Origin of the sequence: Arthrobacter sp. efr-133-R2A-63, from assembly GCF_030209795.1 — a bacterium.
Lineage (GTDB): Bacteria > Actinomycetota > Actinomycetes > Actinomycetales > Micrococcaceae > Arthrobacter > Arthrobacter bambusae_A.
Genome location: NZ_JARVRG010000018.1, coordinates 1 through 21238 on the forward strand (window position 1 = coordinate 1; position 21238 = coordinate 21238).

The 21238-nt window shown below is 64.3% G+C and carries 19 protein-coding genes and 1 pseudogene; 15 read left to right on the plus strand and 5 right to left on the minus strand.

Features of this window, described 5'->3' with window-relative positions; all coding sequences use genetic code 11:
* Positions 1 to 803 (plus strand): annotated as a pseudogene (locus QRN45_RS09650) (glycogen debranching enzyme); the annotation flags it as partial.
* Positions 804 to 995: 192 nt separating this feature from the next.
* On the opposite strand, the gene QRN45_RS09655 reads toward QRN45_RS09650, so the two are convergent.
* Positions 996 to 1454 (minus strand): hypothetical protein, encoded by a 459-nt coding sequence (locus QRN45_RS09655; RefSeq protein ID WP_241711010.1) that lies wholly within the window; start codon positions 1452 to 1454, stop codon positions 996 to 998.
* Between the two features lie 471 nt (positions 1455 to 1925).
* Between QRN45_RS09655 and QRN45_RS09660 the strand changes: the two genes are divergently transcribed.
* The 3 genes from QRN45_RS09660 (at position 1926) to QRN45_RS09670 (ending at position 6993) form a co-directional block, all read left to right on the plus strand.
* Complete coding sequence (locus QRN45_RS09660) at positions 1926 to 2567, plus strand: peptidoglycan-binding protein (protein ID WP_241711011.1); 642 nt, start codon at positions 1926 to 1928, stop codon at positions 2565 to 2567.
* A gap of 6 nt (positions 2568 to 2573) precedes the next feature.
* Positions 2574 to 4970 carry a hypothetical protein gene (locus tag QRN45_RS09665; RefSeq protein WP_350309762.1) on the plus strand — a complete coding sequence of 799 codons (2397 nt, stop codon included), beginning with the start codon at positions 2574 to 2576 and terminating at the stop codon, positions 4968 to 4970.
* Between the two features lie 394 nt (positions 4971 to 5364).
* Entirely contained in the window at positions 5365 to 6993 is a 1629-nt protein-coding gene (locus QRN45_RS09670) for a fibronectin type III domain-containing protein (protein WP_284763137.1), read from the plus strand.
* Positions 6994 to 7186: 193 nt separating this feature from the next.
* Here QRN45_RS09670 and QRN45_RS09675 read toward each other — a convergent pair whose 3' ends face one another.
* On the minus strand, positions 7187 to 7495 hold the full coding sequence (locus QRN45_RS09675) for a MerR family transcriptional regulator (protein ID WP_264637844.1): 309 nt from the start codon (positions 7493 to 7495) through the stop codon (positions 7187 to 7189).
* A 132-nt stretch (positions 7496 to 7627) separates the two neighbouring features.
* On the opposite strand from QRN45_RS09675, the gene QRN45_RS09680 reads away from it, so the two are divergent.
* Both QRN45_RS09680 and QRN45_RS09685 read left to right on the plus strand, forming a co-directional pair.
* Positions 7628 to 8053, plus strand: a complete 426-nt coding sequence (locus QRN45_RS09680) for an Hsp20/alpha crystallin family protein (protein WP_284763138.1) — start codon at positions 7628 to 7630, stop codon at positions 8051 to 8053.
* 324 nt (positions 8054 to 8377) lie between these two features.
* A complete protein-coding gene (locus tag QRN45_RS09685) occupies positions 8378 to 8752 on the plus strand; it encodes a hypothetical protein (RefSeq protein ID WP_284763139.1) in 375 nt (124 codons plus the stop codon).
* Positions 8753 to 8869: 117 nt separating this feature from the next.
* On the opposite strand, the gene QRN45_RS09690 is transcribed toward QRN45_RS09685, so the two are convergent.
* Both QRN45_RS09690 and QRN45_RS09695 read right to left on the minus strand, forming a co-directional pair.
* The gene (locus QRN45_RS09690; RefSeq protein ID WP_284763140.1) at positions 8870 to 9148 is read right to left on the minus strand and encodes a hypothetical protein; all 279 of its coding nucleotides are present in this window, start codon (positions 9146 to 9148) and stop codon (positions 8870 to 8872) included.
* Between the two features lie 6 nt (positions 9149 to 9154).
* A complete protein-coding gene (locus QRN45_RS09695; RefSeq protein WP_284763142.1) occupies positions 9155 to 10138 on the minus strand; it encodes an aldo/keto reductase in 984 nt (327 codons plus the stop codon).
* A 225-nt stretch (positions 10139 to 10363) separates the two neighbouring features.
* On the opposite strand from QRN45_RS09695, the gene QRN45_RS09700 reads away from it, so the two are divergent.
* From QRN45_RS09700 to QRN45_RS09710, 3 genes are all read left to right on the plus strand, one after another.
* Positions 10364 to 11374: an aldo/keto reductase family protein gene (locus QRN45_RS09700; RefSeq protein ID WP_284763144.1), complete on the plus strand. Its 1011-nt coding sequence runs from the start codon at positions 10364 to 10366 to the stop codon at positions 11372 to 11374.
* 524 nt (positions 11375 to 11898) lie between these two features.
* Positions 11899 to 12510, plus strand: coding sequence for a helix-turn-helix transcriptional regulator (locus QRN45_RS09705; protein ID WP_284763146.1), 612 nt, complete (start codon positions 11899 to 11901; stop codon positions 12508 to 12510).
* Positions 12507 to 13067, plus strand: a complete 561-nt coding sequence (locus QRN45_RS09710; protein ID WP_284763148.1) for a DUF6036 family nucleotidyltransferase — start codon at positions 12507 to 12509, stop codon at positions 13065 to 13067. The genes QRN45_RS09705 and QRN45_RS09710 overlap by 4 nt, the downstream gene beginning before the upstream one ends.
* Positions 13068 to 13098: 31 nt before the next feature.
* On the opposite strand, the gene QRN45_RS09715 is transcribed toward QRN45_RS09710, so the two are convergent.
* Positions 13099 to 13479: a hypothetical protein gene (locus QRN45_RS09715; RefSeq protein WP_284763149.1), complete on the minus strand. Its 381-nt coding sequence runs from the start codon at positions 13477 to 13479 to the stop codon at positions 13099 to 13101.
* 504 nt (positions 13480 to 13983) lie between these two features.
* Between QRN45_RS09715 and QRN45_RS09720 the strand changes: the two genes are divergently transcribed.
* Genes QRN45_RS09720 through QRN45_RS09745 form a run of 6 tightly spaced genes read left to right on the plus strand, consistent with a single transcriptional unit; the run spans position 13984 to position 21194 of the window.
* A complete protein-coding gene (locus QRN45_RS09720) occupies positions 13984 to 14973 on the plus strand; it encodes a LacI family DNA-binding transcriptional regulator (RefSeq protein ID WP_284763150.1) in 990 nt (329 codons plus the stop codon).
* Between the two features lie 2 nt (positions 14974 to 14975).
* Complete coding sequence (locus tag QRN45_RS09725; RefSeq protein ID WP_284763151.1) at positions 14976 to 15956, plus strand: 2-hydroxyacid dehydrogenase; 981 nt, start codon at positions 14976 to 14978, stop codon at positions 15954 to 15956.
* Entirely contained in the window at positions 15953 to 17170 is a 1218-nt protein-coding gene (gene manD, locus QRN45_RS09730; RefSeq protein ID WP_284763154.1) for a D-mannonate dehydratase ManD, read from the plus strand. Before QRN45_RS09725 ends, manD begins: the two co-directional genes overlap by 4 nt.
* 3 nt (positions 17171 to 17173) lie before the next feature.
* On the plus strand, positions 17174 to 18700 hold the full coding sequence (locus QRN45_RS09735) for a mannitol dehydrogenase family protein (RefSeq protein ID WP_284763155.1): 1527 nt from the start codon (positions 17174 to 17176) through the stop codon (positions 18698 to 18700).
* Positions 18697 to 19749: an NAD(P)-dependent alcohol dehydrogenase gene (locus tag QRN45_RS09740; protein ID WP_284763157.1), complete on the plus strand. Its 1053-nt coding sequence runs from the start codon at positions 18697 to 18699 to the stop codon at positions 19747 to 19749. Before QRN45_RS09735 ends, QRN45_RS09740 begins: the two co-directional genes overlap by 4 nt.
* A gap of 50 nt (positions 19750 to 19799) precedes the next feature.
* A complete protein-coding gene (locus QRN45_RS09745; protein ID WP_284763158.1) occupies positions 19800 to 21194 on the plus strand; it encodes an MFS transporter in 1395 nt (464 codons plus the stop codon).
* Positions 21195 to 21238 lie beyond the last annotated feature (44 nt).

Sequence of the window (21238 nt, forward strand, 5' to 3'; positions counted from 1 at the left end):
ACGGCGAAGGCAACAACGACGGCGAATCGCACAACCGTTCCTGGAACTGCGGTGTCGAAGGGCCTACGGAGGATCCGAAGGTCCTGGGCCTGCGTGCCCGCCAGCAGCGGAACTTCATCGCCTCCATGCTCTTGTCCCAGGGTGTTCCGATGCTGCTGCATGGTGACGAGCTCGGCCGGACGCAGCGGGGCAACAACAACGGCTATTGCCAGGACTCCGAGCTGACGTGGATCAACTGGGACAGCGTGGACCAGCCGCTGGTGGAGTTCACGGCCGCGGTCAGCGCCTTGCGCGCCAAGCATCCGACCTTCCGGCGCAGCCGCTTCTTCGACGGCAGGCCCGTGCACAGGAGCGAGGGAGAACCGCTTCCGGACATCGTATGGCTTGACCCGGAGGGAGCCCTCATGCAGCCGGAGGACTGGGACAACGGTTTCGGACGCTCCGTAGGGGTGTTCCTCAACGGTGACGGGATCCGCGGCCGGGACAACCAAGGCCGGCGCATCACCGACGTCAACTTCCTGCTCTACTTCAACGCCCACGACGACGAAGTAAAGTTCGTGCTTCCACCGGATGAATATGCTCCGGCGTGGGACATCCTCATCGATACAGCCGGGGTGGGCGCCGACTCGGGGCCCGTTGAAGCAGACGGCATTGTGTCCCTCGCGGCGAAGTCGCTCGTGGTGCTCCGGGCCCACAGCACACCGGAGGAAGAGCCCGACCACTCCGTAGCCGTCTCGCTCGCCGCGCTCACCCATACGGTCACTGCCGAAACCGCAGCCCTCACAGTCCCGGCGGTGCCCTAACCCAAGACCGCGGCCCGGGAAAAAACGGTGAGGAATGACTGTGAAAGTTACTCACCCCCCTGAAGCCGCCCTAGAGACCGCACCAATGTCAGAAGCGTCCCAAACTCCGGGAGTTGCAGCCGGCCGCCAAGGTAGGGCTGTAAAGGGGAGGAATTCCTGCAAGACATTCTGGACCGGGGATAACGACTGGCCCTAAAGGGTATGCAGGCCGGCATTCTGTCCGCGGCGATCCCCGGCAACTCCCGAAGGCAGGGCGTTGCCGGGGAGCGCGCCCTGAACCCAGGCCGGGCGACGGCCGGTCCGCAGGAGCTCGCTCGCTGTGGCCAGTCGCCATTTCATCTGCTCAACGGCATGATCTTCTCCGTGGTCGGCATTTGAGTGCCCAAGCCATCGTTCGATCAGGGATACCTCCAACCGGTACTCGCCCAGCTCCCTGCACAGCTGGCAAGCGAGCCACGTGACCGCGGCTGGAGGCGGCCCCAACGGGCCCGTATCCTTGTCAGATCCGGCCACCTCTGGCCGGCGGACCCCGAGATCAGCTTCGGCGGCCACAACGCACTCCAAAGCAAGATCCAAGGCCCGACGGAAATCAAAGCACGCCCTGAGGACCTTGACCCGCCGAATCTGCTTCGTATATGACAAGCCCCTCACCAGCAACTCCTTGGCCTCAGGCTTCTCGGCCGAGGAACCAACCCCCGAACTCGATCCCCTCCCTCCGGATTCCACCTGCTGCCGTGGCGAGCGGGCCAAAGGGCCACGCGACGACCGCATATCCTCCCGGCTAGAGCTCCGGGCCGACGCCCATCCCCGATCTTGAATCTTGCTTCACCTCTTGCCTGAAAGACTTAATACTAAGCAAGCTTAGTACTCTCTGAACGGGATCGACGAACCATTCGACTGTTGGCGTTGACCTTTCCGCGTAGGCGCGGACAGATGCCCGGTCGCAAAAAATGAAAAGTATCCTTACTATTTACCGGAGAGCGCGGCGCTGGGGTGGTGAGCTCTTCCTTGATCCATTTCCCGGTGCGGTTCTCCGTGCGAAATCAGTCACCGAAGCGGTGGATGAAGTGTTTATCGAAATAGCTGACGGCCAGGCTACTTGTGCCGGAAATGGAGTTTGTGATGAACGAAGAGCAGGAACTTGAGCCGTTGTCCGCTGAAGAACTGGCCGCGGAAGGCATCACCGCGCTGCCGGCGAAGGAAGTCGCGTCCATCCTTGACCTCAATGCCGACCTAAACCTCGGAATCCAGGCGGCCGCGCCGATCGATCTTGGCGTGGCCGCGAACGCCAACGTCGCGGCACCTATTGATGCGTCCGCGTCGGCCAACGTTCTCTCGGCCGGTTCCACGGCCGCGGGTGTGGCCCATCAGGGCGCACTAATCGATCAGGGTATCAATGCCGACGCGACGGCGAACTCGACGCAGGACAGCAGCATCGGCCACACAGCGCCGCCGGCTGCGGCCGCGCCGGCCCCGGCCGCTCCCGCCGGCGGGACGGTCACTGATCCGACCGCCGCCGTGAACGGGAACCTGCTGAACGTGGATGTAAAACTCGACGCCAACGCCGGTATCGCCGCCCCCATCAACGGCGCCGTTGCCGCCAACGCCAATGTTGCGGCACCGATCAACGCCGGGGTGGCAGCAAACATCGGCGCGATCGATAGCAATGCCGTGGCCGCCGCCCAGCAGGACGCCGTGATCAACCAGCACATCGACGGGGCTGCCACGGCCACGTCGAACCAACACTCGACCCTGCAGCAGTAGTACCCGGTGACGGTGATTCCCGGAGGTCCGCTCGACCCCGCCGACTATGCCAGCTCACCGGACATGGGCGCGGACGAACGCTGCCCGTCCCGTGCGGACGGCGTTGAGCTGATCGGTGAAATGGAAGGATCGGGCTACCGGGAACCGCCGTCTCTGGTGCGCCGGGCAGACGGACAGACCCTTCAGCTGACGCGGCTGCTCTACATGGTGTTGTCTGCAGTGGACGGCCGAACCAGCCCTGCGCAGCTTGCTGAGAGCGTCAGCGAAAAATCCGGGCGCCGGGTCTCCGAGGAGAACGTCCGCACCCTGATCGACTCCCAGCTTCGGCCGTTGGGTCTGCTGGTGCGCCCGGACGGCTCACAGCCGGAAGTCAAGAAGTCCAATCCGCTGCTTGGATTGCGCTTCCGTTACGCCGTGACGGATGCCGAGAAAACCAGGCGGCTGACCGCACCATTCGCCCACCTGTTCCATCCACTCATCGCCGTGCCCGTGCTGGGCGCCTTCCTTTTTGTCTGCTGGTGGGTGCTGGCACTCAAAGGACTAGGATCGGCAACCCACGACGCGTTCGAGAACCCGGCACTGCTGTTGCTTGTAGTCGCCGTGACGATCTTCTCCTCCGGTTTCCATGAATTCGGCCACGCCGCCGCAGCACGTTACGGAGGAGCGACTCCGGGAGCGATGGGCGCAGGCTTGTACCTGTTCTGGCCAGCCTTTTACACGGACGTGACAGACTCATACCGGCTCGGGCGCGCTGGCCGGGTCAGGACCGACCTCGGCGGCCTCTACTTCAACGCTATCGTCACTGTGCTGATCGCCGGGATCTGGTGGGCCACCGGCCACGACGCCCTGCTGCTGGTCGTGTTGACCCAGATCCTGCAGATGCTGCGCCAGCTCACGCCTCTGGTCCGTTTCGACGGATACCACGTGCTCGCCGACCTCACCGGCGTACCGGATCTTTTCCAACGGATCAAGCCCACCCTCCTGGGCCTGCTTCCCTGGCGTTGGGGCAGGCCGGAGTCCAAAGCCCTCAAACCGTGGGCCCGCGCCGTCGTCAGCATCTGGGTCCTGATGGTAGTGCCTCTCCTCCTCCTGAGTGTCGTGATGATGATTCTCACGCTCCCGCGCGTGCTCGCCACCGCTGTGGTGAGCATCGCACGCCAGCAGAGCCTCCTCGGCGATGCCTGGGGCCATGGTGACCTGCCTGGCGGCGCGGCGCATATCCTCATGATTCTCGCCGCTGCTCTTCCCATCCTCGGCACAGGCATCGTCCTCGTCAGGATGGTGCGTCAAGGCGCGCGGGCGGTTTGGCGGAAGACCCGGGGCCGTCCAGGCCGACGTGCCGGCGCCGCAGTCGCCGGCGCCCTTGTCTGCGCCCTGCTGATTACGGCGTGGTGGCCCAACGCCTCCACCTACCGGCCAATCCAGCGCTATGACCGCGGCACCATCACCGACGCCGTTTCCTTGGTAATGCCCAAACCCAACCGGCTCGTAGACGGAGCGCAAGGAAAGGTAGCAGCCATCTGGCCCTCCGGCAGCGTCAGGCCGACGGCGGACAAGCCGCAACTGGCCATGATACTGATCCCCCGGGCCCCGCAAACAACCGCCGCAGATACCGGCGCCCCCGCCGCAGAGCCCGCCTGGGTCTTCCCCTTCGATAAGCCGTTGCCCCCGGGCGACGGCGGGAACCAGGCATTGGCTGTGAACACCAAAGACGGGTCCGTAACCTATGACGTGGCGTTCGCCCTCGTCTGGGTTGATGACGGCCAGGCGCTCAACAAAAACGAAGCGTATGCCTTCGCCAGTTGTCGGGATTGCGGCGCCGTTGCCATCGGCTTCCAAGTGGTGCTCGTCGTGGGCCACGCGAACGTGATCGTTCCACAGAACCTCGCCGCGGCCGCCAACTACAACTGCGTCCAATGCCTCACCTACGCACTCGCCAACCAGCTGGTCCTGACCCTCGACCGCCCACTGAGCCCAGCAGGATCGGAACAACTGGCGAAAATATGGGACGAAGTCAGAAACTTCGAGGCAAACATCGAAAACATCCCCCTGTCAGAGCTGCAGTCCCGCCTCGCTGACTACAAGACCCGCATCGAGCAGATCATCACGCACGACCCCTCCGCAACCCAATCCGCATCCGGGACAACCGCTCCGGCCCCAAGCACCACGACATCCAACACAGCCCCAGCACCCCCCGACGGGGGCACGTCTCCCATACCCGGGTCCGCCCCGACACAGGCGCCGGTCCCACAGCAACCGACTCCGGCAGCCTCCCCGCCGGGCACCGCCCAACCGGTACAAACAGCAGTTCCCGCGCCGGCCACCGCCCAGCCGGCACAAACAGCCCCGGCGCCGACACAGGCTCCGGCGACGCCGCCCGCGACCGCGGTACCCGGCAGCTAAAACCACCCCAAATCTCGCCCACCATACTCCCCCGCCAACCGCTTGCAATTTCCCGGAATCAGCTTGGAATCCCGCCCACCGGACCTACCGTCGAATCTCTTCGGCGCCGAAGTGGTGCCTGTAACTGACGATCCACATCAGGAACACCATGAGCGTCCAGGCGGTGCGTTTGTTGCGCATAGGCTTCGACGCCCATGACTGTCGGTGCCGGGCGTGCCAAAGCCGAGGGCGAGCAACCCGACGTCGCGGATGTGGAAACCCGTACCGGTCGATCACCTGCAGGGCATCGGGCGCACCCACTACGGGAAAGGGGTTACCAAGAATTAATGTGTCGGTGACTCGCCGCTTGGACAGTTTTCACTGTCTCGCCTCGGCGCCGCACAAAACTGAACCCATGACTGATGACAAGGAACTCTTTAGGACTGGACTCTCGCGTCGCGGCTTCTTCACGGCAGCCGGAGCTTCCGGCGCCGTCGCCGTTTTGGCAGGCGCAACCCCGGCTTCAGCTGCGGACAACAAGGCGATGTTGCCCTCTGCCGTCGGCGACCCGCTGACCACCCCGGTGGTGAACGGACTGCATCTGCAGTTCGGTACCGATGCATCCAGCGAAGTTGTGGTGTCGTGGCACACCTTGCAGCCCGTCAAGCAGGCCCGGGCGATGCTCGGCGAAACCGACGGAAGTTACGGACGGAGCCAGGACGCGGTAGCAACCAGCTACGTCGACGCCAAATCCGGCCAGAAGGTATATGCCTATCACGCGAAACTCACCGAACTCGATCCATCCCACGACTACGTGTATGCAGCCATTCACGACGGCGCGCAGCCCGAGTTTGGTTCTTTCCGTACGGGTCCGCGCGGACGCGGAAAATTCACCTTCACAAGCTTCGGCGACCAAGGCACCCCCACGCTCGGAAAGAAATCCGGCTCCGGGCCAGGAACGCAGCAATGGGTCAACGACAACCTCGGTTCCCCCGCTGCGGGTGACATGCCGGCCGGCGTCGAACGCGTCCAGCCTCTGTTCCACCTGTTCAACGGCGATCTCTGCTACGCCAATATCTCGCAGAACCGGGTACGGACCTGGACCGACTTCTGGGACAACAACTCACGCAGCGCCCGTCACCGGCCTTGGATGCCCGCCGCAGGAAACCACGAGAACGAACTGGGCAACGGCCCGATCGGATATGCCGCCTACCAGACGTACTTCTCCGTCCCGCCGCAGCCCGGGCAGACCGACCTCACCCGCGGCCTCTGGTACTCCTTCACCGCAGGTTCAGTACGAGTCATCAGCCTTGCCAACGACGATGTCTGCTACCAGGACGGCGGCAACAGCTACGTCAGGGGCTACTCGAAGGGCGCCCAGAAAACCTGGCTCGAAAATGAACTCAGGACGGCAAGGTCCGATAGGAACATCGACTGGGTGGTCGTCTGCATGCACCAAGTTGTCATCAGCACGGCAGGGTCCTTCAACGGAGCCGATCTGGGCATAAGGCAGGAATGGGTGCCGCTGTTCGACAAGTACGGAGTGGACCTGGTTGTCTGCGGGCACGAGCACCACTACGAACGCTCGCACCCGATCCGCGGCCAACAAGCCAACGCAACGCTGACTCCGATTCCGGCGGACACGCACACCGACGTCATCGATACCACCAAAGGGACGGTGCATATGGTCCTGGGCGGGGGCGGAACGTCGGTACCGTCGAACCAGTTGTTCTACAACCCTCCCTCATGCCGTGTCATCACGGGCGTTGGCGCACCCGACCCCACAACAAATAAGCGGCCACCGGTCTACGTCCAGGAAGACGCTCCGTGGTCGGCGCAGCGCGATGCCGCGAACTCCTATGGCTTCGCGGCTTTCAGCGTCGATCCCGGCACCGAACCCGGAGGGACAACGAAGATGGAGGTCATCTACTACAACGTAACCGGCCCCCAAGGACAGCTCGCATCCTTCGAATCCTTCACGCTCCAGCGCCCACGGTCCGATTCACACCAACAAGGCGGCAACGGGAACAAAGACCGAGGCTAAACCGATCAGCGTCCCCAAAACAACTGTTCAAAGTCGACTGCCGTCAGTATTAGTCTCAAACCTACTCCTGGGGCCTCTTCTCATGGGACTGTCCGGGATTGTCCAGGAGGCTCTATCCGGCCTTGGATCAGGACGTCGCCGCAGTCGCATCGGCGCCACTTTCTTGGTTGAAGCTCCGCCAGGGATAGGAACATCAAGAACGGCCCTTGTTCCGTGTAGCGTTCGCGGATCTGAGCTCCGCCTCAAGACGGCGGTTATCGGCCTCCAACACAAGGACCATCCGGATGCCCGCCAGGTTCAACCCCGATTCCAGCAGCTCACCGATCCGCCGCAATATCACGAGATCGTCCTCGCTGTACTGGCGGGTCCCGCCCAGGGTCCTGCCCGGTTCCAACAAGCCCTTGCGTTCGTAGAGGCGCAGGTTCTGCTGACCCGTCCCCACCAGTTCGGCGGCGACGGAAATCGCATACACGCCCCTCCCCCGGTCCTCGGCCTGCCCCATCGGGTACCTCCAAAATCCTTCAAAAATCAGGCTTGCCCTGATCCATTCATGGTGCTATAAGAAATATATACCAGCCACCATAGATCGGCTGGGTTGACAACAAAAACTTCGATCCGCAAGGAGTGACACACCATGCTGATGCGAACGGATCCGTTCCGTGAATTCGACCGGCTGGCCGAGCAGGTGCTCGGCACCACGGCACGGCCGGCAGCGATGCCGATGGACGCCTGGCGCGAAGGCGAGGACTTCGTAGTCGCCTTCGATCTGCCCGGAGTCAACGTGGACTCGGTGGACATCGACGTCGAACGCAACGTCCTGACTGTCAAGGCCGAACGCCCGGACCCCGTCAGCGAGGGCACCGAAATGATTGCCTCCGAACGACCCCGCGGCGTCTTCAGCCGCCAGCTCATCCTCGGCGACGCGCTGGACACGAACGGTGTCAAAGCAAGCTACGACGCCGGAGTCCTGACCCTGCGCATCCCGGTGGCGGAGAAAGCAAAGCCGCGCCGCATCGAAATCGAAACCGCCGGAAAACAGCGCCAGGAAATCAGCGCCTGACCCTCGGCGCAGCCTCCCGGACCGGGAGCACCCCATCGGCCCACCACACGCAAAGGGCGGTCGAGTTCACAGACCACGCCACAGCGCAGCCAGCGCACGGATGGATGAGGCCCCGAGGATGACTCCCGCAACGATGGTCCCCGGCCGAACAGGCCGGGGACCATCCCCCCGCCCACGAGAACACTCCGCATCTAAAACAGCCGTCCGCCGGACGGTCCCCGCGAATGCCGGTCCCGCAACGGCCCGGTCCGCCAACCGGCCACATGCTCATCCTGCAGATCAGGCGCTGAGGGCCGGAAAACCGCACAAGTCCAAGGAGCCCCCATGAGTACCTGGCGCCCGTACGACAGCCAGTTGATGCCCGCGTTCTACGAACGCTTCGAGAAGAGATGGGGCAAAGGAACAGCGCCGTTCCTGGACCCCGAGACCCACGAACAACCCATGCCCAGGGCCCAGTGGATCAACCCGGACACCGGCGCCGCGGTCGCGGTCGTCCCCATCTGGACCGAGGACCCCCAGCACCGCTCATTCGGAGTGTTCTATCTTCCCCCGGCCGGCGATATCTGGGTCCTGCGACCCGGGTACACGAACTACCTCGAGACCGACACCAGGAACACCGAGCAAGCCAGCCTGCGCAACGACGCCTTCCGAAAAGCCGTCGCACACGCCAAGGAATTCATCTACGGAACCCAACCTTGACTCTTCGGGAAGACACCATGCCCCCTCTACAGACCAGCCAGTTCCTTCGGGACTGCATTGTTCACGATGACGCAAGCGACTCGGGGATCAACGCCGACGCGCTCTGCGGGCTTTTCGTCAGATGGGGTTTCTTGTCCAGCCGAGGGCCTCGTGCCGGTTCGCCGCCCCGGCGTCCACGGGCGCATAGACAACATCCGCGCCCTCGACGAAGGCTTCCTCCGCCAGGCGGGCCAGAACCGCGGCCTCGTGATCGGGCGCCACAGCGTCGCCGTCCACTGCGCGCACCGGGACCACCACAGCGAATCCATCTCCGAACGCCGCCCGGCCCCGCGCCAAGGGGCGGTCGAAGCGGGTCAGCTCTGCGACGTCGTAATCCTCCAAGGGCGCCTCGAACACGCCGGGTTACCAGCGCGAATGGATCGTCTCGCGGAAGTACGTGTCGTAGATTTCCCTGACTCTGTTCTCGAAGTCCGGTCCTAGGTGGTCCAGTAGTTGGGCGGAGGCAGCGTTGGTGCGGGCTTGTCCGGGGTTTCGGGCCCCTGGTATGACGGTGCTGACTCCGTCGTGTGCCGCGATCCAGGCGATGGCCGCCTGGGCTGTCGTTGCTCCGGACGGCACAATTCTTTTGAATTCTTCCACCGCTTTGAGGCCCTGTTCGAAGTCAACTCCGGAGAAGGTCTCTCCGACGTCAAATGCTGCACCGTTCCGGTTGTATTTCCGGTGGTCATTTTCGGCAAAGACTGTGTCCTTGGAGTACTTGCCCGAGAGCAGGCCGGAGGCCAGAGGGACTCTGGCAATGATGCCGACTCCGGCGTTCTTCGCCGCGGGCAGGACCTCGTCCAAGGGTTTCAGTCTGAAGGCGTTCAGAATGATCTGGACGGTCGCCGTGCCGTGCTTGATGGCCTCGAGTGCTTCGTCGGTCCGCTCAACGCTGACGCCGTATTCCTTGATTGCGCCTTCATTGACGAGCGTCTCCAGCGCATCGTAAACTTCCGGGCGGCTGTAAACCGGGGTCGGTGGGCAGTGCAGCTGCACCAGGTCCAGGCACTCCGTCCGGAGGTTCCGCCTGGAACGGTCAACCCATTGCCGGAAGTTGGCCAATGTGTAGTTTTCCGGTTTCTGTTCCAGGCGCCGCCCGATTTTGGTAGCTACTGCGATGTCCAGCCCGGGGTTGGCAGCGAGGAACGTGCCGATGGTTTGCTCACTCCGCCCGTCGCCGTAGACATCGGCAGTATCAAAGAAGGTCACCCCGGAATCCACTGCGGCTTCCAGGATGTCGTTGGCATCTTTCAGATCCACGTTGCCCCAGTCGGCACCAAGCTGCCATGTGCCCAGCCCCACAAGGGAGACGGAGCGCCCTGTCTTGCCCAATACTCGCTGCTTCATCCTTCGACTATAACCACGGCACAACTGCCCCGTCCGCATGGAAGGGGGACAGCTGATCCTAGGACCCGAAGAGCCAGCCACGCCTGGACAAAAGATCCCGTCAGAAGCGTAGTCTCGGAAACGGCTACAGACACAGGGGCCACTCATGGAACGACGTGGTCAGGGCCCTGGGTACCGCCACACGGCCGGCTACTTCACGGACGAGAGAAAGCGCGTCAGCAAAAAATGGAATTCAGGTACCTTGGCAACTCCGGCTTCAAGATCTCGGAAATCACGTTCGGCAACTGGCTGACCCACGGCTCCCAGGTCGAGAACGACACCGCCACCGCATGCGTCCGAGCAGCGCTCGACGCCGGAATCAGCACCTTCGACACAGCCGATGTCTATGCCAACACCGCGGCCGAGACTGTCCTTGGCAACGCCCTGAACGGCGAACGGCGGGAATCGCTGGAGATCTTCACGAAGGTCTTCGGTCCCACAGGGCCCAAGGGCCACAATGATCTCGGGCTCTCCCGCAAGCACATCACGGAATCCATCAACGGCTCCCTCAGGCGCCTGCAGACAGACTACGTGGACCTCTATCAGGACCACCGCCACGATTTCGAGACGCCGCTGGAAGAAACCATGCAGGCCTTCGCAGATATCGTGCGGCAAGGCAAAGCCCTGTACATCGGCGTGAGCGAATGGACAGCGGAGCAAATCCGTCACGGCCACGCACTGGCCAAAGATCTTGGATTCCAGCTGATATCCAACCAGCCGCAGTACTCGATGCTCTGGAGGGTCATCGAGGCCGAAGTGGTGCCGACGTCCGAAGAACTCGGCCTCTCCCAGATCGTGTGGTCCCCCATGGCCCAGGGCGTACTGAGCGGCAAGTACGAGCCCGGGAAACCTGCTCCCGAGGGCAGCCGCGCCACTGACACCAAGGGCGGAGCGCAGATGATCAAGCGTTGGATGTCCAACGAGGTCCTGACCGGGGTCCAGAAGCTCAAACCGATCGCGGAAGAAGCCGGACTGACCATGGCTCAGCTCAGCATTGCATGGGTCCTGCAGAACCAGAACGTGGCCTCGGCCATCATGGGCGCGTCCCGGCCCGAACAGGTCGCGGCCAACGTGACGGCATCGGGAGTGAAACTGGATCAGGAGATCATGGACAAAATCGACGCCGCGATCGGCGCCCTCGCCGAACGCGACCCCGCCCGGACCATAGATTCCTCACCCGCCACCCGGGAAGCATAGGCACCGAACGGTAGGGACGGCCGGCCACCCACAGCCGATCGCCCACTACCCGAAGCGCAGGCCCACCCGCCAAACCGGGTCATCAAGCGGCATTACACGGTTCCGAATTTCGAGCCCTTGCATTGAGGGCATGTTCGTTTGAAGGGTCGGGGGCGGACCGCACACTTCCATAAACCAGACGTATGTGTGGACAGTGTGCACACCGCCTTTGGAACGACAAAAGGACAGGCGCAGCCCCCTACGACCGGGAATCCTTTCCAAATGGAACTCCGCGCCAAAATCTTTCCCCGAGCTCCCCGCCGTGCGTGAAGCGAAGGAGCACCCGTCATGGACAACACTCAGCGCGTAGCAGCTAGAATCGCCCTCGCCGTCCTGGCAGCCGACGGCTTCCTCCCTCAAGCAGGTGCTTCTGCGTCGTCAGCCGACTAAACCGCCCCGCGGATGCTGTCTTCTCAAGTTCGACAGGCCATCACTGTCACCATTCGGTGACACAATGAAAAGGTGAAGGAGGACGTTTGACGACCATGACCAGCATCGACACACCTGCAGCTGCCGGCGTGATCATCCGCGCCCGGCGCCAGGAGCGCGGTCTTTCACAACAGTCACTCGCAGAGTCCGCCGGCGTTTCAAGGAAGTTCATTATTGATCTCGAAGCCGGCCACGAACGGGCCGAACTCGGCAAGACCATGGCCGTCCTCCACACCCTCGGGGTGTCCCTGACCGCCACCGACGCCATCCCCGGCGGTAGCGACTATGACCCGGCGCGCCGGGACTACGCCGAAACCTTCGCCCAGCTGATCAACTCGCGCGACTTCGAGTTCGCCATCAAGATGCTCGCCGACTACGCCACAGCATCCCTCAAAGCCGGACGACCGCTGCTCCAACGCAGCCCCCGGCTCAAGGAGCCACACTGGTCCGCGGCCCTGGCAGGGATTACCAACTACACCGCACACCGGCTCGGGCAACCCGCGCCATCCTGGACCAAACGCGTCAAAGCCCTCAACGAGGCGTGGATGCCGGCCGAGTCATATCGGAGTGTCCGGGGACCCATGAAGAAACTCACCATGTCGGAAACACCAGCCGAACTCGCCGCCCTCAACGTCTTCATCCGCGAACGCAGCCTGGCCACCGCATGAGCGGCGGAGAACTCACCGCCGCTCACATCCGGGCACTCCTGCACGAACTCGGCGGACGCCTGCAAGGCCGAGATGTGCACGGTGACATCAAACTCGTCGGAGGCGCCGCACTCATCCTCCAAGGGATCGGCAACCGCCCTACCGCCGAAATCGACGCCAGCTACGCCAACCCCAACGCGGTCAACGCCGTCGTCGGTGAGATGGCCGATGACTATGACCTCTCCCCCGGCTGGCTGAACTCCAGCGCAGCTGCGTTCATCCCCGACAACGCCACCTGGGTCCAGCTGGAACAACTCGACGGGCTGACCATCCAGGCCGCGGACATCGAAACTCTCCTGGCGATGAAAATCGCCGCCGAACGGGACAAGGACACGCTCGACATCGCCCGGCTACTCCGCAGGCTCAGCATCACGGACGCGAACGACGCCGTCGCCCTCGCCTATGACAAATATGGCGACCACGCCCTCCCCTTGGCTGCGGGCCGGGACAACTACCTCATCGTCGTCGACGACGCCCTTGACGCAGCCGCTACCCTCAAGCCGGAACCCGGAGAATAGGCTAGACAGTCCCCGACCGCTGGCCAAGGAATCAGTCCCAGCCGATCAACTGGATCAGAAACGGATAACCGCCCGGGCCCTCCGCCGCGACCCTAGCCAGCTCACCGTCCAGGGCTACGCCCGCCGCGGTGAAGGTTTCCGCGAACGAACGCTCCACCTCCGCGATCGAGGCCGCATGCAGATCGATCGGGTTAGCGCGCCGCAGGAACGTGGCCACTCCCTCGTTCAGCAAATCGGAAACAGCCGCAGGCAAACCCGCGAAAACCAGCCCGATCGGCAAGACCTCGAGAATCAGAAGCCCCGGCGCCCCCGACTCGATCCGCAGACCATAAGCGAACTCATCCAGCGCTCTGCCACACCCAATGAGATCCGGTGGCGCCGTCCCAGCCGTCGGCCGAAAAGGGTTCTCCACACCTGTCCCTGTGAATGTCGATGAATCTTATGAATCTCACCCGGCCAACCAGCCCACCGTTCGCGGGAACACTGAACGTAAACGGGTCGAGCCGACCGGGTGCCCGCGGTAGGGCTCGGCCAATACGCAGTCATCGCAGGTCTGATGATGCCCAGATCGCTTAAGGCTGCCCCGTAAATGCCCGGCCGGGACGGTCCGCGAGGCCGCAGGGATCTGGGACAAGGCTTACCTTGCACTTCGCTGACACAACACGATCCGAGCCACCCCGACACCTTGGTCGGAGACGATGCCTCTCGGACCGGAGGCAGGGCAGGCGGCGCCGCGGCCGCAGCTCTGCCGCCTGCCTCAAGGGATGTCGCCCGAGTCGGCGATGAATGTTGCCGGCAACCACCTACCCGGAATCCCGAAAACTCCGTGATGCACATCATGGAAACTTCTTGACAAACTTGTACAAGTATTTCCATACTGATGAAGCAGGGTTTCAACGAAGCAACTGGAGGACCGATGGCCGCAAAACTGACTGACGTCGCAAAACTCGCGGGAGTGTCCCTCGCAACGGCGTCACGGGCCTTTGGCGATCCGGGCCGGCTTGCCGCTGAAACCCGGCAGAAAGTCATGGACGCAGCCGTTCAACTTGGCTACGACGTCCCGGGACTCACGGGCAGCCGGACGTTCGGTGTGATCGTTCCGGACATCTCCAACGCCGTGTTCGCGGCCCTGATCAAGGCCATCCAGGACCAGGCTTGGCACGGGCGGCACCGCATGATTCTGGCTGATACCGCAGAGTCGTCCACCCGTGAACGTGAGCACCTGTCCGGTTTTGCATCCGGGGTGGACGGCATCATTCTGTGCTCCCCCCGGCTCCCGTCCAAGGACATCCACGACCTTGCCGGCAACGCACCGCTCGTGGTCATCAACGGCGAAGCCGAGCACGCAGCGCGTGTGTTGATGGAAGCCGGCGAGGGACTCCGCCAGGCGGTGGAACACCTTTATGCGTTGGGGCACCGGAAGCTGGCCTACGTTCCCGGCCCGGCGTCCTCTTGGGCCAACAGCCAGCGCCTCGCCGCGGTCACCCGGCTTTGTGATGAGTGGGGCATCGAACTGGTCACCGTTGGTAACCAGAACGCCACAGTCGACGGCGGACTAGCCGCCTCCGCTTCGGTGGTCGCAAGCGGTGCCACGGCGGTCATCGCGTACAACGACCTGGTCGGCATCGGTGTGCTCGCCGGCGCGCGGACCCTCGGTTACCACTGCCCTGAGGACATCAGTGTGGTGGGCATCGACGATCTTGACATCGCTGCGGCGGCCGAGCCAGGGCTGACGTCGGTCCGTGTACCTATTACCCGAAGTGGCTCTTTGGCCCTGGAACTCCTGCTCGAACAAATTGCCGGCAAAGCGAACGCCACCGAGGCGGTCCACCTCAACTCCCAGCTCATCGTGCGCGGATCAACCTTCGCCGCCCGCAACGCAGACCACACCCTCCAGGGAAAGTAACCATGAGAATCGTCATCGCAGACTCCAACCTGATGCCGCAACGCGCCACCTTCGAAGCGGCATTGCCGAACGGCACCGTCACCTCCTGGCACGAGAGTTGGAACGAACACTCGGTCCTGACAGACCTGAAAGACGCCGACGTCTATGTAGGACCGAAGTTCACCGCTGCCATGGGCGCCGAGGCCCGGAACCTACGGCTGGTCCACGTCGCCGGGGCCGGCTATGACGGGATCGATGCCGACGCGCTGCCAGCCGGGGCCGTCTGCGCCAACACCTTCCACCACGAAGGCTCAATCGCCGAACACATCGCCACCGTGCTGGTAGCACTGCGACGCAACCTGCTCGGCCAGGATGCCGCCCTGCGCACCGGCGTCTGGTCTTCGTCCGTCTACTCCCCCGACATCCGCCAGCCCGAAACACTCCGGGGTGCCGTGGTCACCTTCCTCGGATTCGGACACATCGGCAGTGCCGCCTGGAACCTGCTGCGGGCGTTCGGCGCGGAAGGCATCGCCATCACCCGCAGCGGAACCGTCAACGCCCAAGAACACTCCCTGCGCTGGACCGGCACCACCGACCAGTTGGGCGAGGCGCTCAGCGAATCCGAGGTGCTGGTGGTCAGCATCCCGCTCGACGCCGGAACCACCTCCCTGATCGGATCGGCAGAACTGGACGACCTCGGCCCCGACGGGCAGGTCGTCAACGTCGCCCGGGGCCCAGTCGTTAACGAAGCGGCCCTCTACGAGGCCCTGAAAGACCGCCGGATCGCCGGCGCAGCCATCGACGTCTGGTACCAGTACCCCGGCCCGGAGGGACGCGGGGAACCGTCAGCACTGCCTTTCGGCCGCCTGGACAACATCATCATGACCCCACACTCCTCCGGCGTCACCGCCGAAACCTTCCGCGGCCGCGCAATCGAAATCGGTGAAAACATCACCCGACTGTCCACGAACCAGCCCCTGAAGAATGTAGTGATCTCCCGATGACCCGAAAAATCGTCGACGTCGACGTGATTGTCACCAGCCCAAGCCGCAACTTCGTCACCCTCAAAATCACCACCGACGACGGCATCGTCGGCTGGGGCGACGCCACCCTGAACGGCCGGGAACTCTCCGTAGCCAGCTACCTCCGCGACCACCTCGCCCCCGCCATGCTCGGACGGGACGCCGACCGCATCGAAGACACCTGGCAGTACTTTTACCGGGGTGCCTACTGGCGCCGCGGACCCGTCACCATGGCCGCCATCGGAGCGATTGACCTGGCCCTCTGGGACATCAAGGGCAAGGCGCTGGACGTACCCGTCTACCAGCTGCTCGGCGGAGCCGCCAGGGACAAGATCCTGACCTACACCCATGCGACCGGTTGGGACCTCCCCGAACTCCTCGACTCCGTTGACCGCCGCCGCGAACAAGGCTTCCGTGCCGTCCGCGCCCAGTCAGGGGTCCCCGGCCTGGACAAGGTCTACGGCGTCACCAAGGGAGCTGCCGGCTATGAGCCCGCCGGCCGCGGCGCCGGACCGGTCGAAGAGGACTGGGACACTTCCGCCTACCTCCGCCACGCCCCGAAAATCCTGACCGCGGTCCGCGAGCACGTCGGGCCCGAACTGAAGCTTCTCCACGACGTCCACCACCGTCTCAACCCCACCGAAGCCGCCCGCCTGGCCCGGTCCCTCGAAGACGTAGACCTGTTCTGGCTCGAAGACGTCACCCCGGCCGAAAACCAGCGTCTCCTGCGCACCCTTCGCCAGCAAACCACCATCCCGCTGGCCATCGGCGAGGTCTTCAACACCATCTGGGACTGTGAGCACCTCATCACGGAACGCCTCATCGACTTCATCCGCACCGCCGTCGTCCACGCCGGAGGCATCTCCCACGTCCGCAAAATCCTGGCGCTGGCCGAGGTGTACCAGATCAAGGGCGCACCGCATGGCCCCTCGGATGTCTCCCCGATCAACCTCTCGGCATCGCTGCACCTCGGCCTGGCGACCACCAACTTCGCCGTCCAGGAATACATGGGCTACGACCCCTTGGTGTCGGAGGTTTTCCAGTCCAGTTTCCGATTCGAGGACGGCTACCTCCACCCCGGCGAAGAACCCGGCCTCGGCGTCCACGTCGACGAAGCAGCGGCAGCCCGGTTCCCCTACAAACAGGCCTACCTGCCCATCGCCCGGGAGCTCGACGGCTCCATGAAGGACTGGTGAACCATGGCCACCTCCCCACTGACCGCGGCCATCCCCGGAATCCTGCGGCGGCCGGCAGCACCGGCCCCCGGGATTGTCCATCTGGGCCTCGGCAACTTCCACCGCGCACACCAGGCCGTCTACACCGACGCCGCCATCAGTGCCAACGGCGGTGACTGGGGCATCATCGGCGTCGCCAGCCGCTCCACCACCATCCCGGACGCCATGCACGCCCAGGACATGCTCTACACCGTGGTGGAAATATCACCCGCGGGCTCAGGTTTCACCGTTCCCCGTGTACACACGGACGCCTTCACGGCCGCCGCCGACCCGGACCGCGTCGCAAAGGCAATCGGCGACGCCGGTACCAGGATCGTGTCCCTCACCGTCACCGAGAACGGCTATAACTACTCGCCCGCCACCGGCTCACTCAACCTCCAGGACCCGGCAATCCGGCACGATCTGGCCCACGCCGGCTCACCGCAGACTCCGATCGGGCAGATTGTCCGGGGCCTACAGCACCGGTCCCGGTCCCACGGCGAACCCGTCGCGATCCTCAGCTGCGACAACCTGGCCGACAACGGCCACCACACCCAGCGGTTGGTCCGCGAATTCGCCTCCCTGCTCCCGGCCGCAGAAGCCGCCGAAGCCCTTGCCTTCATCGACGCCCGCACCAGCTTCCCCTCTTCCATGGTGGACCGCATCGTGCCGGCCACCACGGACCATTACCGGAGGATGGTCGCGTCCCACCGGGGCTACGACGACCGGATCCCGGTCCCCGCCGAACCGTTCAGCATGTGGATCATCCAGGACAACTTCATTTCCGGTCGCCCCACCTGGGAGGACGGCGGAGCAGTGTTCTCCGACGAGGTGGCCGGGTACGAGCAACTGAAGATCCGGCTCCTCAACGGCACGCACTCACTCATCGCCTACCTCGGGGCCCTGGCCGGCGCCGTCACCATCCCCGAATCCGTTTCGCACTCTTCCATCGAACTGGCTGCCCGCTCGGTGCTCCGCCACGAGTACCTGCCCAGCGTTTCGGTGCCGCGCGATGTGGACGTGGACGCCTATGAGGACGAGCTCTTCACCCGGTGGCGCAACACGGCCCTCGGCCACCGCACCAGCCAGGTGGGATCCGACGGATCCGTCAAACTCCGCCAGCGAATCCCGTTGCCTGCACTGCAGATGCTCGACGACGGCGGGATGCCCCAGCTCCTGGCCCTCACCACCGCCGCGTATCTCGCATGCATCGCCCCGCTACCAGGCTTCGATCCCGGCCCACAGGCCCACGCCATGGAGGACCCGGCACGCGCAATGCTGACCGGCCTCGCAGCAGGATCCCGCTCCGGGCACGACCTCGCCCGCAAGGTCATCGGCGACCACCACCTCCTTGGCGAGGAACTGGCCGAACGCGAAGCCTTCATCCTGCGCACCGGCGAGTTCATCGACATCATTCACACAGCGGGACCACTGGCCGCCATCACAGAAGCCGGAACACCCGTTTCCCTCGCTTCAGCCCCGGCCCTCCAACCCACACGGAGCACACCATGACCACCCAAGCCATCCACGAAACGAACACGCCTGCGCTTCCCACCGGCACCCAGGCCGCCGTGCTGCACGGCGCCCGCGATCTGCGCATCGAGCACAAGCCACTGGCACCCCTTGGCCCGAATGACCTCCTGGTCGAAATGCGCTCCGGCGGAATCTGCGGCTCGGACATGCACTACTTCGCCGAGGGACGAAACGGCACCAACGTGCTGCGCCAGCCCACGGTCCTGGGACACGAAGGCGCCGGCGTGGTCATCGCTGCGGGACCCAACGCGAAAATGGCCGCCGGCACCGCCGTCGTCATTGAACCAGCACTGCCCTGCCGGGAATGCGCCACCTGCCTGTCCGGACGCTACAACCTCTGCCCCACCGGAACCTGCTTCGGATCTCCCCCGACCGATGGGCTTTTCGCGCGCCACATGGTGGTCCCCGAAGCCGCCGTCCACCCCTTGCCGGACACGATCCCGGCCGAAATTGGCGCCGCGATCGAACCGCTCGCCGTCGCCGTCTGGGCCGTCGAACGGGCGCAGGTCCGCAAAGGCCACCGGGTCCTGATCACCGGCGCCGGACCCATCGGACTGCTCGTCGCCCGTGTCGCGGCATCCCGAGGCGCCGCCGAAATCGTAGTGACGGACGTGAACGACGACCGCCTCGCCGTCGCCACAAAATTCGGCGCCACCCGCACCATCAACACTGCCACCACACCCCTGGACCTCGCAGGCATGGACCGGCTGATCGAATGCTCCGGGAACACCCGGGCCCTCGCCGACGGCATCCAGACCCTGGCACCGGCAACCCGCGCCACCGTCGTCGGCCAGGCCAAACCCACCGTGGACGGGATTCCGCTCGGATTCCTCCAGCGCTACGAGATCGACCTCGTCACCGCGTTCCGGTACGCCAACGCGTTCCCGACGGCGATCGACCTCGCCGCCTCCGGCGTGGTGGACCTGCAGTCCATCATCACCAGCACCTACCCACTCGAAGACGCCGCGACCGCCCTCACGGCACCGGTGGCCGACCCGGCCAACCTCAAAGTCCTCATCACCTACTGATTCACCACAAACAAAAAACACAGCAGGCATCCATTCAAAGGAGTATGGAAATGACCACAGCAGCGCACGTCCCCCCGGGGAACGTTGACCAAAGCAAGGTCCGGAAGGCAGCCGTGGCCGGCCTCATCGGCACAACCCTCGAACTGTATGACTTCGTCATCTACGGCACCGCCTCCGCACTGGTCTTCAGCAAACTGTTCTTCCCTAACGTCTCCCCGGCGGCGGCCCTGATCGCCAGCTTCACCACCTTCGCCGTGGGTTTCCTGTTCCGCCCCCTCGGCGGGATCTTCTTCTCCCACTTCGGCGACCGGCTCGGCCGCAAATGGGTTCTGGTGGTCACCCTGCTGCTCATGGGCGGCGCCACGCTGGCTATCGGGCTCCTGCCGACCTTTGGCCAGATCGGCATCTTCGCCCCGGTCCTGCTCTGCGTCTGCCGCGCAGCCCAAGGCTTCGGCGCCGGCGCCGAGCAGTCCGGCGGCGCCACACTGCTCACCGAATCCGCCGCGCCCGGCACCCGCGGCAAGATCGCCTCACTCATCATGGTCGGCGCCGCTGCCGGGACCGCCCTCGGCGCTCTCGTATGGATCGCGGCCCAATCCCTCGCGCCGAACGACATGCTCACCTGGGGCTGGCGGCTGGTGTTCCTGTCCAGCATCTTTGTCACCATCGCCGCCCTGATCATCCGGCGCAAGCTCGACGAGTCCCCCGTCTTCGAAGAAATCAAGCAGGCCCGTACCGTCCCCCCGGCCCCGCTGAAGGAAGTCGCCAAGAACGGCAAGGCCAACGTCCTGCGGGTCATCCTCATGAACCTCGGCGTTAGCACCCAGTCCTACACCATCCAGGTGTTCATGGCCTCCTACCTGATCACCGTCGTCGGAACCGACCCCAAGTTCATCCCCCCGGTCCTCCTCATTGGTGCACTGTGCGGCGGGGTCGCGGCCGTGTCCTTCGGAATCCTGTCAGACAAGATCGGCCGCCGGCGCGTCGTCTCGCTCATCACCGGGGCACTGGTCCTCTTTCCGGCACCGGCCTTCATGCTCCTCACCACCGGGTCCCCCGTGGCCATTGTCCTGGTGATCATCGTGGGCTTCATGCTGGCCTGCCAGGGCGTCGTCGGCGTCCATATGAGCTACTTCCCCGAAATCTTCGGCAGCCGCTACCGCTACGCCGGCGTCACCCTGGGTCGCGAATTCTCCTCCATCATCGGCGGCGGTGTCGCACCAATGATCTGCGCCGGGCTGCTGGGGCTCTTCAGCAACTCCTGGATCCCGGTCGCCATCTACATGTCGCTGACCATGGTGGTCAGCTTCATCGCAACCCGTCTCACGCCGGAAACGCTCAACCGCGACCTCACCGACCCCGAAGACGCCCGGCACCACAGCGAAATGATCACGGCCGCGGCCGGTGCGGGCGCCGCCGCGACGGCAGCCCAGCACGCCAAATAGCACCCTTGAACACCCGACGGCGGCACGCGCCGCCGTCGGGAACG

What these genes read in the sequence shown, in the direction of transcription:
- QRN45_RS09675 (WP_264637844.1), bottom strand. Translation starts at nt 7,495, where the DNA reads ATGGGGCAGGCCGAGGACCGGGGGAGGGGCGTGTATGCGATTTCCGTC.
- QRN45_RS09695 (WP_284763142.1), bottom strand. Translation starts at nt 10,138, where the DNA reads ATGAAGCAGCGAGTATTGGGCAAGACAGGGCGCTCCGTCTCCCTTGTG.
- QRN45_RS09670 (WP_284763137.1), top strand. Translation starts at nt 5,365, where the DNA reads ATGACTGATGACAAGGAACTCTTTAGGACTGGACTCTCGCGTCGCGGC.
- QRN45_RS09660 (WP_241711011.1), top strand. Translation starts at nt 1,926, where the DNA reads ATGAACGAAGAGCAGGAACTTGAGCCGTTGTCCGCTGAAGAACTGGCC.
- QRN45_RS09735 (WP_284763155.1), top strand. Translation starts at nt 17,174, where the DNA reads ATGGCCACCTCCCCACTGACCGCGGCCATCCCCGGAATCCTGCGGCGG.
- QRN45_RS09740 (WP_284763157.1), top strand. Translation starts at nt 18,697, where the DNA reads ATGACCACCCAAGCCATCCACGAAACGAACACGCCTGCGCTTCCCACC.
- QRN45_RS09685 (WP_284763139.1), top strand. Translation starts at nt 8,378, where the DNA reads ATGAGTACCTGGCGCCCGTACGACAGCCAGTTGATGCCCGCGTTCTAC.
- QRN45_RS09745 (WP_284763158.1), top strand. Translation starts at nt 19,800, where the DNA reads ATGACCACAGCAGCGCACGTCCCCCCGGGGAACGTTGACCAAAGCAAG.
- QRN45_RS09725 (WP_284763151.1), top strand. Translation starts at nt 14,976, where the DNA reads ATGAGAATCGTCATCGCAGACTCCAACCTGATGCCGCAACGCGCCACC.
- QRN45_RS09720 (WP_284763150.1), top strand. Translation starts at nt 13,984, where the DNA reads ATGGCCGCAAAACTGACTGACGTCGCAAAACTCGCGGGAGTGTCCCTC.
- QRN45_RS09705 (WP_284763146.1), top strand. Translation starts at nt 11,899, where the DNA reads ATGACCAGCATCGACACACCTGCAGCTGCCGGCGTGATCATCCGCGCC.
- manD (WP_284763154.1), top strand. Translation starts at nt 15,953, where the DNA reads ATGACCCGAAAAATCGTCGACGTCGACGTGATTGTCACCAGCCCAAGC.
- QRN45_RS09710 (WP_284763148.1), top strand. Translation starts at nt 12,507, where the DNA reads ATGAGCGGCGGAGAACTCACCGCCGCTCACATCCGGGCACTCCTGCAC.
- QRN45_RS09680 (WP_284763138.1), top strand. Translation starts at nt 7,628, where the DNA reads ATGCTGATGCGAACGGATCCGTTCCGTGAATTCGACCGGCTGGCCGAG.
- QRN45_RS09700 (WP_284763144.1), top strand. Translation starts at nt 10,364, where the DNA reads ATGGAATTCAGGTACCTTGGCAACTCCGGCTTCAAGATCTCGGAAATC.